The sequence below is a fragment of the Roseomonas alba genome, from assembly GCF_019430885.1.
Lineage (GTDB): Bacteria > Pseudomonadota > Alphaproteobacteria > Acetobacterales > Acetobacteraceae > Neoroseomonas > Neoroseomonas alba.
This window is the reverse complement of the sequence record NZ_JAHYBZ010000001.1, coordinates 65,523-78,163: the sequence shown is the minus strand read 5'-3', so window position 1 is coordinate 78,163 and position 12,641 is coordinate 65,523. Positions and strand designations below refer to the sequence as shown.

Sequence of the window (12,641 nt, the reverse complement as noted above, 5' to 3'; positions counted from 1 at the left end):
CTTTCCGCACAGAGGAGGCGCCCCCATGAGCTACAAGGTCGCGGTCGTCGGCGCCACCGGGGCGGTGGGGCGCGAGATCATCAAGACCCTTGCCGAACGCGAGTTCCCGGTGCGCGAGGTGGTGGCGCTGGCCTCGGGACGCTCAGCCGGGACCGAAATCTCCTTCGGGCCGAAGACGGTGCTGAAGGTGCGGGACCTGGATCGCTACGATTTCGCCGGGACGGATCTCGGGCTGTTCTCGCCGGGGGCCGCGATTTCGGCGGTGCATGCACCCCGCGCCGCGGCGGCGGGATGCCTCGTCATCGACAATACCTCCCAGTTCCGCATGGAACCCGGCGTGCCGCTGGTGGTGCCGGAGGTGAACCCGCAGGCCATCGCCAAGCGCCCGAAGAAAGGGATCATCGCGAACCCCAATTGCTCGACCATCCAGATGGTGGTGGCGCTGAAGCCGCTGCACGACATCGCGAAGGTGAAGCGGGTGGTGGTCGCGACCTATCAGTCCGTCTCGGGCGCGGGGAAGGAGGCGATGGACGAGCTGTGGTCCCAGACGCGCGGCATCTTCGTCAACGATCCGCCGACCCCCGAGCAGTTCACCAAGCCCATCGCCTTCAACGTCATTCCCCATATCGACCGCTTCATGGATGACGGCGCCACGAAGGAGGAATGGAAGATGATGGTCGAGACTCGGAAGATCCTCGACCCCGACATCCAGGTGATCGCCACCTGCGTGCGCGTGCCGGTGATGATCGGCCATGGCGAGGCGGTGCATGTGGAATTCGAGAAGCCCATCACCGAGCGCCAGGCACGCGAGGCGCTGCGAGAGGCGCCGGGTGTCACCGTGCTCGATACGCGCGACGATGGCGGCTATGCGACGCCGCTCGAAATCGCGGGCGAGGACGCGGTCTACATCTCCCGGCTGCGCAAGGACCCGACCGTGCCGCACGGGCTGGCCTTCTGGTGCGTCGCCGACAACCTCCGCAAGGGCGCGGCGCTGAACGCAGTGCAGATCGCCGAGGAACTGCACAGCAAGGGGCTCATCACCGGCGGCTGATGCGGTCGTCAGCCGATGGGCTGCCAGCCCTCGATCACGGCGGGCGGGTTCAGGCTGAACCGCCAGCGGCAGCCGGCCTTCGGCTGGTCGTGCCGGCGGGCGATCGGCAACCCCGCCCAGGCACACATCAGCAGCGTGCCGGTGCCGCCATGTCCGACCAGCGCCAGCGTGCCGCCGCCATGCCGCGCGACGATCCCGGTTGCCGCCGCGACCACGCGCCGCTGCGCATCCACCGCTCGCTCCCAGCCTTCGACGCTTTCCTCCGGCCGGGCGAAGAAGGCGTCAGCCAGACCTTCGAACGCCGCCCGCGGGCGATAGCCTGTGCTGGACCGATCCATCTCGGCCAGGCCGGGATGGACCTGCACCGGCAGGCCGAAACGTGCGGCGAGAAAGCCCGCGGCCTCGATCGCCTTCGCTTCATCGCTCGCCCAGACAGCGGAAAGCCCGGCCAGGTCCGGATCGGCGGCTAGGCGCCGCATGCGGGCGATGCCCTCATCCGCCAGCACCCAGCGCGGCACCGGGATCGCCGGATCGATCACCACCTCGGGGTGGGAGACGAAGATCCCCTGCCCGCTCACCGCGGCCCGCGGCGGCGGTTGGCCTCCAACTCCTCGCGGGTGACCTGGAAGGACAGGCGGACGTTGTGATTCTCGACCAGGCGCTCATCCGCCGGGAAGTTGAAGGAGACGGGGCGGCTCTGCACCCGGACGCGATTGGCATTACCCTCAAAGGTGATGGGCGTGACGAATTCGCGCCGGTCGATCAGTTGCGAGTCGTTGGCGTCGGTCACGGCGATGAACCAGGGCAATTCCACCGCCGCCTGACCCGTCGCGCCCGGGCCACGTTCGACCTCGAACACGGCGCTGATCGCCGCGACCACGGACCGCCGACGGTCGGTGTAGTCGCAACGCGCCTGGAACCCGATCAGCCGGGCATCCGCGGTCATGGAAGCAAGGTCAGGCACCGCACCGGGCCTGTAGCGCGTCAGGTCCGCACCATCGGCGAGGATGGTGATGCGCGGGCATGGCGCAGGCCGGGCCGTCTCGTAGCCCGTGGGGCCGCACCCCGCCAGCACCGTCGTCGCCATCACACAAGCCACCGCATTCAGCCGCATCACCGCCACCTTTCCTGCCCCCTTTGATCCCGGGCGCCCCATCTATAGTGTGCCGCCCGCCCGGGACAGGCCGCAACCTGCCCTTCCCCGATCCGGAACCGAGATGATCCCCGAGAAGCCTGCCCTCCATGTCCTGCTCGCCGGCCCGCGCGGCTTCTGCGCCGGGGTGGACCGCGCGGTGCGGATCGTGGAGGAGGCGCTGAAGCGCCACGGCGCCCCGGTCTATGTCCGGCACGAGATCGTGCACAACCGCTTCGTGGTCGAGGGGCTGGAACACCTCGGCGCCGTCTTCGTGGACGAGCTGTCGGAAGTGCCGGATGACGGGCAGCCGGTGGTCTTTTCCGCCCATGGCGTGCCGAAATCGGTGCCGGCGGAAGCGAAGCAGCGCGAGATGTACTTCCTCGACGCCACCTGCCCGCTGGTCAGCAAGGTGCATCGGGAGGCTGAACGCCACCACGCCCGCGGCCGCCACCTGTTCCTGATCGGCCATGAGGGCCATCCCGAGGTGGTCGGCACCATGGGCCAGCTGCCCGAAGGTGCCATGACGCTGATCGAGGATGCCGAAGCCGCGCGCCGCGTCCAGCCGCCCGAGGGCGTCGAACTGACCTATACGACGCAGACCACGCTGTCGGTGGACGACACGGCGGAGATCGTCGCCATCCTGCGCGACCGCTTCCCCGACATCACCGAGCCGGCGAAGGAAAGCATCTGCTACGCCACCACCAACCGCCAGGCGGCGGTGAAGGCGGTGGCGGCACGGTCCGACCTGGTCATCGTGGTGGGCGCGCCGAACTCGTCCAATTCCGTGCGGCTGCGGGAGGTCGCCGAACGCGCCGGCGCGCCGCGCGCGGTGATGGTGCAGCGGGGTGCGGAACTCGACCCCATGCTCGCCGATGGCTGCGTGACGGTGGGCATCACCGCCGGCGCCTCGGCCCCCGAGATTCTTGTGCAGGAAGTGCTGGACCGGCTGCGGGAACGCTTCGCCGTCAGCGTCGAGGATGTGACCGTGGCGACCGAGGACGTGATCTTCCGTATTCCCCCCATGCGCGCCCACGCCTGATGGCCGTCTATACCGAAGTGACGGATGAGGCGCTGCGCGCCTTCCTCTCCGACTATGCGCTCGGCGAACTGCTGGCCTTCCGCGGCATCGCCGAGGGGGTGGAGAATTCCAACTACGCGCTGAAGACCGAGGCGGGCGATTTCATCCTCACCCTCTACGAGAAGCGCGTGGACCGGATGGAACTGCCCTATTTCCTTGGGCTGATGGAGCACATGGCGGTGCACGGGCTGGCCTGCCCGACGCCGGTGCCGGCGCGTGACGGGGCGGCGCTGCGCGAGTTGTGCGGGCGGCCGGCGGCGATCGTGACCTTCTTGCCCGGCGTCTGGCCGCGCCGGGTGCGCCCGGAACATTGCGCGCCGCTGGGCGAGGCACTCGCGCGCATGCATCGCGCCGGCGAGGGCTTCCCCATCCAACGCCCGAATGCGCTGGGTCCCGCGGGTTGGGCCCCGCTGCTTGATGGCTGCCGCGCACGGGGGGACGAGGTGCAGCCGGGGCTGATCGCGGAGCTGGATGCGGCGCTGACCGGCATCCTCGCCGCCTGGCCGGCGCCGGACACGCTGCCGCGCGGGCATATCCATGCCGATCTGTTTCCCGACAATGTCTTCTTCCTGCCGGATCAGGACGGAAAGCCGCGGGTCTCGGGGCTGATCGACTTCTATTTCGCCTGCACCGATCTCTACGCCTATGACGTCGCGATCTGCCTGAACGCCTGGTGCTTCGAGTCGGACTACTCCTTCAACGTGACCAAGGCGCGGGCGCTGCTGTCCGCCTATGAGTCCGTGCGGCCGATGGCGCAGGCCGAACGCGCGGCGCTGCCGGTACTGGGCCGCGGCGCGGCGCTACGCTTCCTGCTGACGCGGCTGTACGACTGGACGCATACGCCCGACGGCGCGCTGGTCACCCGCAAGGATCCGCTGGAATACCTGCGCAAGCTGCGCTTCTTCGTGCAGGCCGAAAGCCCGGGCGCGCTCGGGCTGTGAGCGCCGATCCGCGTCCCCTCGTCGAGATCTGGACCGATGGCGGCTGCAAGCCCAATCCTGGGCCGGGCGGCTGGGCGGCCATCCTGCGTTTCGGGGAACACGAGCGTGAACTGTCCGGCGGCGAAGCGGAGACGACCAACAACCGCATGGAGCTGACCGCGGCGATCATGGCGCTGGAGGCGTTGAAGAAGCCCTGCCAGGTCGCGCTGCACACCGACAGCGAATATGTCCGCAACGGCATCAGCCGCTGGATTCACGGCTGGGTGCGCAGCAACTGGCGCAATGCGGCGAAAGAGCCTGTGAAGAACCTCGATCTTTGGCAGCGGCTGCTGGCCGCGGCCAAGCCGCACGAGGTCGAATGGCGCTGGGTGCGAGGCCATGCCGGGGACCCGATGAACGAACGCGCGGATGCCCTGGCCACGGCGGCACGGAAGGCCGCGGAACCGTAGGGCACTGCGGGCCAGGCCCGTACGGAGTTCCGCGTACCGATGGCGGGGCGCGCAACACCAGCCATATGCAGTATTCCGTCGGGGCGGGCCTGCGGTCGTCCCTCGGCGGTCCCGACTGACCACGGCGAGGCGTCGCGGTCCCGGGGAAGGATGGCGATCCCGCCATTCTGCGGCATCGGCGCCTACGAGGCGCGAATCTCGCTCCCCCCCGGATGGAAGCACCGGCAGTGCCGTCGAGCGGCCAGCACACGAATCATGCCGGTGCCGCGCGGAGCGTGCCGGGCGCAATTGGCCCGATGGTCGCCACCGTTCATCCCACATGGGCTGGCCTCGCCCTTGTTGCCCAGGTTCAGCCGGAATTCAGTGCCGCTGCGGGCCACGGGGCCGCCGCGGCAGATCGCCGCCAGGCGCAACGCCAATAGTCAGTTCAGGGGATGCCGGCCGGCGCGTGACGCGGCACCTGTGGGCCGTGGCGCGATGCAATTGCGACACCGCCTGCGACGCGACGACGAGGAGATGCAGCGCGTCAGCGAGTACCGCCATCATCCCGCCGAGCGACACCGCGAAGCGCCTCCTTCCGGCCATCCGCGCTGGCGCACTCCCCGCACTGCTCTTCGGGCCGCGCCTGCTCATGCGCCACGGAGCGCCCGGGCAATGGTGCGCCCGGCCAGCGGCACTGCTGGCGCAGAGCCAGGCGGCGGCCCGTGGCGCTCAGCCTGGCGACGGTCGCGGTCGCGGTGGGTGCCCCGGCTGGTTCGTCTGGGGTGCCTATATGGAAGGTCCCTGGACCCGTGACGGCACGGTGCGTGCCTATGTCGTCACGGTGGCGCCCGAAGTCGACGGCCGGATCGTCGCGCTGCCGGTGGTCGACAACCAGTTCGTGCGACCCGGCGCTCATCCGGCTGATGGGCGACGCACCGTTGCTCCGGGGGCATGTTGTCGGCATCGCGCGCGGCATCAGCATCGCCAAATGCACGGCCGAGCCTACAGGGGTTCGCGGCGGTCAACCCGATTTTCACCTGGGTGCGCCTGGCCCAGCGCATCCCCGTGCGCGTGCATATCGACCAAGTACCGGAAGGGCCGCGGCTCGTGGCCGGCATGACCGCGACCGTGCAGATCGAACCGCGCGGTTCGCGGCCGGTGCCCAACGCGACACCGGTGACGCCAACGACACGCTGAGCAAGAGGCCGCGAGACCGCGACGGCATTGGCGCGGCCCGGCATCATCGCGCAGAGCCGATGACGGCCGGCACGGAGGCGATACCAGCGGCCCTGTCTCGATGATCGGTGAGGTTGGGAGATTGGAGGGGCGCCGCCCCTCCAAATCACCCCGCCAAAGGCCACAGGGCCTTTGGAAACCGTCACTTGGCGCCGCGAAGTGCGGGCGCTCCGTTCCTCGTCCGGTGCGCGGCGCGTCTCGGCGCTAGTTCTGCCGGTGGAGCACGACGCAGCGTGAGATTTGCAATGGCCTTTCGGGCGATGCGGGCGCCGATGCGCGGTGCGAAGCTCTGTGAACCGGGTGCCCTGCTGCGATGCACCTGGGAAGTGCGAGGCCCTTCTCGGCTCCACAGCTCAGGAGACGAGACGGCCAGAAGGCGATGTCGGTCCTAGCGTTCGGCATCCACGGCACGCCATTCATGCGTCAGGTCGTCGAGCTTCGCCTTGAGATCGGGCGGAAGCGGGCCGTCCGTCGCCGCAGCGAGGCTGTCCGCCAGTTGCTCCGGCCGGCTCGCGCCGACGATCGGCGCCGTGATCGCCGGGTTCGACAGGACCCAGCGCATCGCCATGGTGGCCATGCTCATCCCCGCTTCCGCGGCGACGGGCTTCAGCGCCTCGATGGTCTCGAACTCGCGCTGGTTCCAGTAGCGCTCCTGGTATCGCGGGCCGGCATTGCCGAGCGTGAAGCGCGATCCTGCAGGCGGCGGCGCATCGCCCCTGTGCTTGCCGGTCAGCATGCCACCGGCAAGCGGATTGTAGGGAATGACGGCAATGCTCTCCTCGGCGCAGAGTGGCAGCATGTCGCGCTCATAGCCGCGGAAGAGGAGATTGTAGCGCGGCTGGCACGAGGCGATGCGCACCAGGTTGCGCGTCTCGCTGCGGCCGATGGCGCGGGCGAGCTTGTGGGCCGGCCAGTTCGACACGCCGACATAGCGCGCCTTGCCACTGCGCACGACGGTGTCGAGCGCTTCCAGCACCTCGTCGATCGGCGTGCGTGGATCGTAGCGATGGAGCTGGTAGAGATCGACATAGTCGGTGCCGAGCCGCTTCAGCGACTCATCGATCGCGTCGAGCACATGCTTGCGCGACATCCCCTGGTCCCACGGCTTCGGGCCCATCACGCCGGCGCATTTGGTCGCGAGGATGACGTCGTGGCGCTTGCCCTTGAGCCAGGCGCCGACGATCTCCTCGGTGCGCCCCCTGGTGTCCGCGCCGCCGCCGAGGGGATAGACATCCGCTGTGTCGAAGAAGTCGATGCCGCCTTCAGCCGCGCGATCCATGATGGCGTTGCTGCTGGCCTCGTCGCATTGCAGGCCGAAGGTCATGGTGCCAAGGCACAGCGCAGAGACGCGAAGGCCGGTTCCGCCGAAGGTCACGTGCTTCATTGTCGGGTGATCCCACGTTTTTGCTGGGGTGAGAGGCGAACAGCGACCAGGCCGCGCGTCACCGCACGCCATGAGGACCATGTCTGCCGGATGGGACACGGCAGGCGCGCATGCCGATGTCGGTCGATGATCGGCACGGCCGTGGCGTCGTGTCCAGTGTCAGGAAGGACAGGATCGGCGGCTCATCGGCACGACCGGCGCTCCACGGGGCTTCTCGCCGCTCACACGATGCCGTGTCGCGACACGGTGGCAAGAGTGACGCAGCGGAGGATCGGTGAACCGCAGCGCGATGCGCGCATCGTCTGCTCGCGATCAACCGGGTACGTGGCGTCGCGCGGCCGCTCTTCGGAGAGCGTGCCTCCCGCCCTATCGGCCGGCCCCGTTCAGCCACTCACCCCGCCACAGCGCCGCAACACGGCGCAGAGCCGCGAGAAGCCCAGCCAGAAGGTGCCATGCTCCGGCGCCCGGTCCGGCCGGGCGTCGAAGGCCGGCTCACCCCGCCGCAGCAGAGCCAGGCGCGCCTCGAAGCGGCCGCGCATGTTCTCCAGGAACCCCGCGCTCGCGCCCATGTATTGTTCGAGCATCTCGGTCGCGAGAGCGATCTCGATCCCGGCCTGCCCATCGGTGGTGAAGCGCTTCAAGGCCCGGCTCTCATCGGCCAGGGCGAGGTGCAGGCGATGGAGTTCCTGCAGATGGCGGGCGATGCGGGTGCGGGCCTCGCGCTCGGCCTCTCCGATCGCCTGGGTCGCGGTGTCCATGGACGGCCTCCGACGCGCATGATGCCGCCGCGCTGATGAAGGTCCCGTGAACACGGAGAGGCTGCCCGGTCCTCCGCCTACCCGGCCTGCGCCGGGCGGCCTATCGGGCGTCAGGCACTGGCAGCGGAGGACGCGCATGCGCATCGAGACGGTGGAGGCGCTGGAAGCGCTCTACGGCATCCCCAACCTCGCCTCGACAGCGAAGGTGGCGGATCGGCTCACCCCGGAATACCGGCGCCTGATCGAGGCCTCGCCCTTCCTCGTCCTCGCCACAGCGGGGCCGGAGGGGCTGGATGCCTCGCCCCGCGGCGACGCGCATGGGCTGGTCCGCATCGCCGATGACCGCACCCTGCTGATGCCCGACCGGCGCGGCAACAACCGCGTGGACAGCCTGCGCAATGTGGTGCGCGACCCGCGCGTGGGGCTGCTGTTCCTCATCCCCGGATCGGGCACCACGCTGCGGGTGAACGGGCGGGCGCATCTGTCGATCGACCCGGATCTCCTGGCCTCCTTCGCGGTCGAGGGCGCGGCACCGCGCTCGGTGATGGTGATCGCGATCGAGGAGCTGTTCTTCCAATGCGCCCGCGCCGTGGTGCGGTCGGCACTGTGGGATCCGTCGCGCCACGCCGCGCCGGGCAGCCTGCCGACACCGGGACAGATCCTCGCGACCATGAGCCAGGGCGAGACGGGCGGCGAAGCCTATGACCGCGAATGGCCGGCGCGCGCGGCCAAGACGATGTGGTGAGGGAGCGTCTGGACACGCGCCGCACGGCGGATGTCCGGACGGTCCGTGGGTACCAAGGCTCATCACCGGCGATCGGGGCGGGCGCCGCCGCATGAGTGCGAAGATGGGACACGCGGCACGACAGGGAGGGGCTTTGCCCCTCCCCGGCCCCCTCCCCACCAAAGGCCACAGGGCCTTTGGAAACCGATACTTGGCGTGGGGCGCGAAGCTCCTTTCGCGGTGTCGAAGCGAGCATGGTGCGCAGCGCTCGGTCACGCTTCCTGGCGTCGAGCACGAAACGCGCGTCTGATGATGGCCGGATCGTCGAGGCCGGCGCCAGGCCAAGGTTTCCAAAGGCCCTGCGGCCTTTGATGGGGAGAGCCCGAGAGGGGCAAAGCCCCTCTCGGTTCCACCGATCAGAAAAAGGGACTGCTGATCCGAGTCACAGCCGCGCGGCGACGCGGGCCACCAGCGCTTCCCGTTCCGCCCGCATCCCCGCCCCACGCGCCTTCGCCGCCGCCAGCACCGCCGGCGGCGCCGTCTCGGGCGAACCGGCCGCGAAGGGCGGCGACGGGGCGTATTCGATCTGCAACTGGATGGCCTGCGCTGCCTCGGGCGAGACCATCTCCGCCACCAGCGCCAGGGCGAAGTCGATCCCCGCCGTCACGCCGCCGCCGGTGACGACGCGGCCGTCGCGCACCCAGCGCGCATGCTCCGGCACCGCGCCCAGCGCGGCGAGGAAATCGTGGCTCGCCCAGTGCGTCGTCGCCCTCACGCCCTTGAGCAGGCCCGCCGCTCCCAGCACCAGCGCGCCGGTGCAGACCGAGGTGACGAAGCGCGCCCCGTCCGCCTGGCGGCGCAGGAAGGCGAGGACCTCCGCATCCTCCATCAACGCCGCGACCCCGGGGCCGCCCGGCACGCAGATCACGTCGAGCTGCGGGCAGGTCGCGAAATCCGTATCCGGCAGCATGGTCAGGCCGGTATCGGCCGCGACCGGATCGCGCGTCTTCCAGACCAGGTGGACCGTGCCGCCAGGGACGCGCGAGAGCACCTCGAAGGGTCCCGTCATGTCGAGCTGCGTCAGGCGCGGGAACAGCAGCAGGCCGAAGCGGAGCGGTGCGGTCATGGTGGTAATCCTCCCACGCCCAGGCTGGCATGCGGCGGCGGGCGCCGCCACCCTGCGGCACGGTGAAGGAGACCAGCCATGCGCCTCGCGGTGATATCCGACATCCATGGGAACCTGCTCGCGCTCGACGCGGTGCTGGCCGACATCGAGTTGCGCGGCGTCGATGCGGTGGTGAATCTCGGCGACTGCGTCACCAGCCCGCTCTGGCCGCGCGAGACCTTCGATCGTCTGGCTGGGCTCGACATCCCGACGGTGCGCGGCAATCACGACCGTCAGATCCTCGAATGGCCGGAGGAGAAGCTGTCCCCGGCCGGCCGATTCGCCCGCGATGCGCTGACCGAGGCCGAGCGCGCCATCCTGCACGCCCTCCCACCGACCATTGAGGTGACGCCCGAGATCCTCGCCGTGCATGGCACACCCATGGATGACAGCACCTATCTGCTGGAGGAGGTGGTGGATGGGCGCCTCGCTCCGGCGCAGCGCGCGACCGTCGCGGCGCGGCTCGGGGCCACGGCGCGGCCGGGCGGCGTGGTGCTGTGCGGGCACAGCCATCGCCAGGCGCTGGTGCAGGGGCCCGAGGGCTGCACCATCCTCAACCCCGGCAGCGTCGGCTGCCCGATCTTCGCCGACGCCGTCGCGGCGAAGGGTCTGGAGCACCGATCGCCCCATGCCCGCTACGCCATCCTGACGCTGCGGCGCGGGCGTTGGGGCGCGGAGCTGCTGGCGCTCGACTACGACTGGGACGCGGCGGCGCGCCGCGCGGCGGAGAATGGCCGCCCCGACTGGGCCGTCGCGATGGCGACCGGCACGGTCGCCTAGAGCAGATCCCGATCAGGTGGAAGCACCCGATCGGGCGAAGATGCCCTCAAGAACAATGGGCTGGAGACGGTGCCGTGAGCCATGGCGAACGGGAACGATTCCAGGGTCAGGTCTTGCGCGGCAGCCAGCGGACGAAGCGCGGCCAGGGACCGGCGCCCCAGGATCCGGGCAGGTTGTTCGCCACATAGGCGACCAGGAAGACGGTCGCGAGGCCCGGCAGCAGCGGCGTCGCCAGGAAGTGCCAGTTCGCGTCCTCGGCGAAGACCACCACCGGATTGGCGCCGGCCGGGGAATGGATGGTGCGCGTCACCGCCATCACCGCGAGCGCCGCGCCCACGGCGAAGGCGATCCAGGGTTCGACGCGCCCGCCGAGGAGGTGATAGCCCTCCCGACAGACGATGCCGACCAGCGTGGCGAGCAGATGCCCGCCGATGAAGGACCGCGGCTGCGCCATGATGCCGCGCGGCATGCCGAACAGGATGACGCAGGATCCGCCGAAGGAGGGCAGCAGCCAGGGATGCTCCGTGAAGGACAGGGCGGCGTTCGCCAGCATCAGCGCGACGGCGGTGCCGACGATCTGCACGAGGATGCGGCTCGGACGCGGCGGCTTCATGGGCGGGTCTTCAGCATGGCGAGGTCCTCGACAGTGTCCACATCCTGCAGCGTGCGGAGCAGCGCGACGCGCCGCCCGCGGAAATTCGCGAGAGTATCGGCCAGGGCATGCGGGCCGGACCAGCGCACGCGGGCGAAGGGCCGCGCCGGCCGCCGCGGCCCGAGGCCGACCAGCCAGTAGCCGCCGTCCCGCGCCGGGCCGAACACCGCGTCGGCACGGCCCAGCGCGCGGAAGGCGGCGGCGATGTCGTCGGGATGCAGATCCGGGATGTCGCTGCCCGCCAACACGGCACGCGGCGCGAGGCGCAGGCAGGCCTGCATGCGCGCGCCGAGATCGCCATGGATCTGATCCATGCGCCGCGTGCCGCGTGGCACGAAGCGCGCCCAGTCGGTGCGTGCCCCACGCGGCGTGGTGGCGAGCAGCGTCGTCCAGCGCCGGTCCCGCGCGATCGGCCGCGCGGTGGCGGCGAGCGTCGCGCAGTGGAAGCGCAGCGCCGCGCGATCCCCGATGCCGGCGGCGAGCCGCCGCTTCACCGCACCGAGGCGGGGCGCCCGGGCGAAGAGAATGACGATCGGCCGGTGCATGCTGCCGCACCCAAGCGCATCAGCGCCGCCGCGCATAGAGCCTGGCGATCCGTTCCGGCGGCACGCCGACGAACCAGAGCGACAGGCAGGCCAGGTTGCGCGCCGAACGCCGCCACCATCCCTCCGCCCGCCAGCGCGCTGCCGAGGTGATGAAGGGCACGCTGAGCCCGACCAGGCGGTCACGGCCGATGCGCCGGACCAGATCGACATCCTCCATGATCGGGGTGGGGCGGTAGCCGCCGACCGCGTCCAGCAGGGTGCGCGGGATCAGCAATCCCTGGTCGCCATAGGGCAGTGCCAGGGCCCGGCAGCGCCAGGCGACGGCGCGCTCCAGCCGCCGCGCCTGCGGGGAGGGATCATCGAGAGCGAAGCGGAAATAGGCAGCACGGGAGGCATTGGCGGGGTCGCCCATGAAGGCTTCGGCAGCCGCCTGCCAGCCGGTGCCGGGACGCGTATCGGCATGCAGCACCAGGACCCAGGGCGTGTGGACCGCTACCGCGCCAGCGGAGAGCTGGTTCCCCCGCCCCCGCGGCGCGGCGATCACCTGCGCGCCGGCTGCCTCGGCCACGGCGATGGTGCCGTCGGTGCTGCCGCCATCCGCCACCAGGATCGCGGCCACCTGCCCGCGCAGGGCCGCGAGCGTCCCGCCCAGGCCTTCCGCGGCGTTGAGTGTCGGCAGGAGGGCCGTGAGTTCCCTTGACGTTCTCATAATGCCGGCGGATGCGGTCCGCGCGCATTAACCTCTCGTTCCCAATATGTTC

General features: G+C 70.3%; 15 protein-coding genes. 7 read left to right on the top strand and 8 right to left on the bottom strand.

Annotation, left to right across the window (positions count from 1 at the left end):
• Window positions 1-25 precede the first annotated feature (25 nt).
• A complete protein-coding gene (locus KPL78_RS00390; protein ID WP_219760666.1) occupies window positions 26-1,051 on the top strand; it encodes an aspartate-semialdehyde dehydrogenase in 1,026 nt (341 codons plus the stop codon).
• Between the two features lie 8 nt (window positions 1,052-1,059).
• On the opposite strand, the gene KPL78_RS00385 is transcribed toward KPL78_RS00390, so the two are convergent.
• Window positions 1,060-1,629, bottom strand: a complete 570-nt coding sequence (locus KPL78_RS00385; protein ID WP_369412582.1) for a histidine phosphatase family protein — start codon at window positions 1,627-1,629, stop codon at window positions 1,060-1,062.
• Window positions 1,626-2,168, bottom strand: coding sequence for a hypothetical protein (locus KPL78_RS00380; protein ID WP_219760665.1), 543 nt, complete (start codon window positions 2,166-2,168; stop codon window positions 1,626-1,628). Before KPL78_RS00380 ends, KPL78_RS00385 begins: the two co-directional genes overlap by 4 nt.
• 100 nt (window positions 2,169-2,268) lie before the next feature.
• On the opposite strand from KPL78_RS00380, the gene ispH reads away from it, so the two are divergent.
• The 4 genes from ispH to KPL78_RS30015 all read left to right on the top strand — a co-directional run bounded on the left by ispH (window position 2,269) and on the right by KPL78_RS30015 (window position 5,833).
• On the top strand, window positions 2,269-3,225 hold the full coding sequence (gene ispH / locus KPL78_RS00375; RefSeq protein WP_219760664.1) for a 4-hydroxy-3-methylbut-2-enyl diphosphate reductase: 957 nt from the start codon (window positions 2,269-2,271) through the stop codon (window positions 3,223-3,225).
• Complete coding sequence (locus KPL78_RS00370; protein WP_219760663.1) at window positions 3,225-4,205, top strand: homoserine kinase; 981 nt, start codon at window positions 3,225-3,227, stop codon at window positions 4,203-4,205. Before ispH ends, KPL78_RS00370 begins: the two co-directional genes overlap by 1 nt.
• Entirely contained in the window at window positions 4,202-4,654 is a 453-nt protein-coding gene (rnhA, locus tag KPL78_RS00365; RefSeq protein ID WP_219760662.1) for a ribonuclease HI, read from the top strand. Before KPL78_RS00370 ends, rnhA begins: the two co-directional genes overlap by 4 nt.
• A gap of 933 nt (window positions 4,655-5,587) precedes the next feature.
• Window positions 5,588-5,833, top strand: coding sequence for a hypothetical protein (locus KPL78_RS30015; protein ID WP_408904471.1), 246 nt, complete (start codon window positions 5,588-5,590; stop codon window positions 5,831-5,833).
• 427 nt (window positions 5,834-6,260) lie between these two features.
• Here KPL78_RS30015 and KPL78_RS00355 read toward each other — a convergent pair whose 3' ends face one another.
• Together KPL78_RS00355 and KPL78_RS00350 are read right to left on the bottom strand one after the other, a co-directional pair.
• Window positions 6,261-7,256, bottom strand: a complete 996-nt coding sequence (locus tag KPL78_RS00355; RefSeq protein WP_219760661.1) for an aldo/keto reductase — start codon at window positions 7,254-7,256, stop codon at window positions 6,261-6,263.
• Window positions 7,257-7,639: 383 nt separating this feature from the next.
• Complete coding sequence (locus tag KPL78_RS00350) at window positions 7,640-8,014, bottom strand: hypothetical protein (protein ID WP_219760660.1); 375 nt, start codon at window positions 8,012-8,014, stop codon at window positions 7,640-7,642.
• 136 nt (window positions 8,015-8,150) lie between these two features.
• Here KPL78_RS00350 and KPL78_RS00345 point away from each other — a divergent pair, with 136 nt between their 5' ends.
• Window positions 8,151-8,759 carry a pyridoxamine 5'-phosphate oxidase family protein gene (locus KPL78_RS00345; RefSeq protein WP_219760659.1) on the top strand — a complete coding sequence of 203 codons (609 nt, stop codon included), beginning with the start codon at window positions 8,151-8,153 and terminating at the stop codon, window positions 8,757-8,759.
• Between the two features lie 421 nt (window positions 8,760-9,180).
• On the opposite strand, the gene KPL78_RS00340 is transcribed toward KPL78_RS00345, so the two are convergent.
• Window positions 9,181-9,864: a DJ-1/PfpI family protein gene (locus KPL78_RS00340; protein ID WP_219760658.1), complete on the bottom strand. Its 684-nt coding sequence runs from the start codon at window positions 9,862-9,864 to the stop codon at window positions 9,181-9,183.
• Between the two features lie 78 nt (window positions 9,865-9,942).
• Between KPL78_RS00340 and KPL78_RS00335 the strand changes: the two genes are divergently transcribed.
• Complete coding sequence (locus KPL78_RS00335; protein WP_219760657.1) at window positions 9,943-10,683, top strand: metallophosphoesterase family protein; 741 nt, start codon at window positions 9,943-9,945, stop codon at window positions 10,681-10,683.
• A 106-nt stretch (window positions 10,684-10,789) separates the two neighbouring features.
• Here the strand turns inward: KPL78_RS00335 and KPL78_RS00330 are convergent, their stop codons facing one another.
• The 3 genes from KPL78_RS00330 to KPL78_RS00320 are packed head-to-tail and all read right to left on the bottom strand — an operon-like array spanning window position 10,790 to window position 12,589.
• The gene (locus KPL78_RS00330; RefSeq protein ID WP_219760656.1) at window positions 10,790-11,296 is read right to left on the bottom strand and encodes an HPP family protein; all 507 of its coding nucleotides are present in this window, start codon (window positions 11,294-11,296) and stop codon (window positions 10,790-10,792) included.
• Window positions 11,293-11,880, bottom strand: a complete 588-nt coding sequence (locus KPL78_RS00325) for a TIGR04282 family arsenosugar biosynthesis glycosyltransferase (RefSeq protein ID WP_219760655.1) — start codon at window positions 11,878-11,880, stop codon at window positions 11,293-11,295. The genes KPL78_RS00330 and KPL78_RS00325 overlap by 4 nt, the downstream gene beginning before the upstream one ends.
• A 19-nt stretch (window positions 11,881-11,899) precedes the next feature.
• Entirely contained in the window at window positions 11,900-12,589 is a 690-nt protein-coding gene (locus KPL78_RS00320; RefSeq protein WP_219760654.1) for a TIGR04283 family arsenosugar biosynthesis glycosyltransferase, read from the bottom strand.
• Between the last annotated feature and the right edge of the window lie 52 nt (window positions 12,590-12,641).

What these genes read in the sequence shown, in the direction of transcription:
- KPL78_RS00335 (WP_219760657.1), top strand. Translation starts at nt 9,943, where the DNA reads ATGCGCCTCGCGGTGATATCCGACATCCATGGGAACCTGCTCGCGCTC.
- KPL78_RS00330 (WP_219760656.1), bottom strand. Translation starts at nt 11,296, where the DNA reads ATGAAGCCGCCGCGTCCGAGCCGCATCCTCGTGCAGATCGTCGGCACC.
- KPL78_RS00350 (WP_219760660.1), bottom strand. Translation starts at nt 8,014, where the DNA reads ATGGACACCGCGACCCAGGCGATCGGAGAGGCCGAGCGCGAGGCCCGC.
- KPL78_RS00340 (WP_219760658.1), bottom strand. Translation starts at nt 9,864, where the DNA reads ATGACCGCACCGCTCCGCTTCGGCCTGCTGCTGTTCCCGCGCCTGACG.
- KPL78_RS00325 (WP_219760655.1), bottom strand. Translation starts at nt 11,880, where the DNA reads ATGCACCGGCCGATCGTCATTCTCTTCGCCCGGGCGCCCCGCCTCGGT.
- ispH (WP_219760664.1), top strand. Translation starts at nt 2,269, where the DNA reads ATGATCCCCGAGAAGCCTGCCCTCCATGTCCTGCTCGCCGGCCCGCGC.
- KPL78_RS00320 (WP_219760654.1), bottom strand. Translation starts at nt 12,589, where the DNA reads ATGAGAACGTCAAGGGAACTCACGGCCCTCCTGCCGACACTCAACGCC.
- KPL78_RS00390 (WP_219760666.1), top strand. Translation starts at nt 26, where the DNA reads ATGAGCTACAAGGTCGCGGTCGTCGGCGCCACCGGGGCGGTGGGGCGC.
- KPL78_RS00355 (WP_219760661.1), bottom strand. Translation starts at nt 7,256, where the DNA reads ATGAAGCACGTGACCTTCGGCGGAACCGGCCTTCGCGTCTCTGCGCTG.
- KPL78_RS00370 (WP_219760663.1), top strand. Translation starts at nt 3,225, where the DNA reads ATGGCCGTCTATACCGAAGTGACGGATGAGGCGCTGCGCGCCTTCCTC.
- KPL78_RS30015 (WP_408904471.1), top strand. Translation starts at nt 5,588, where the DNA reads ATGTTGTCGGCATCGCGCGCGGCATCAGCATCGCCAAATGCACGGCCG.
- KPL78_RS00345 (WP_219760659.1), top strand. Translation starts at nt 8,151, where the DNA reads ATGCGCATCGAGACGGTGGAGGCGCTGGAAGCGCTCTACGGCATCCCC.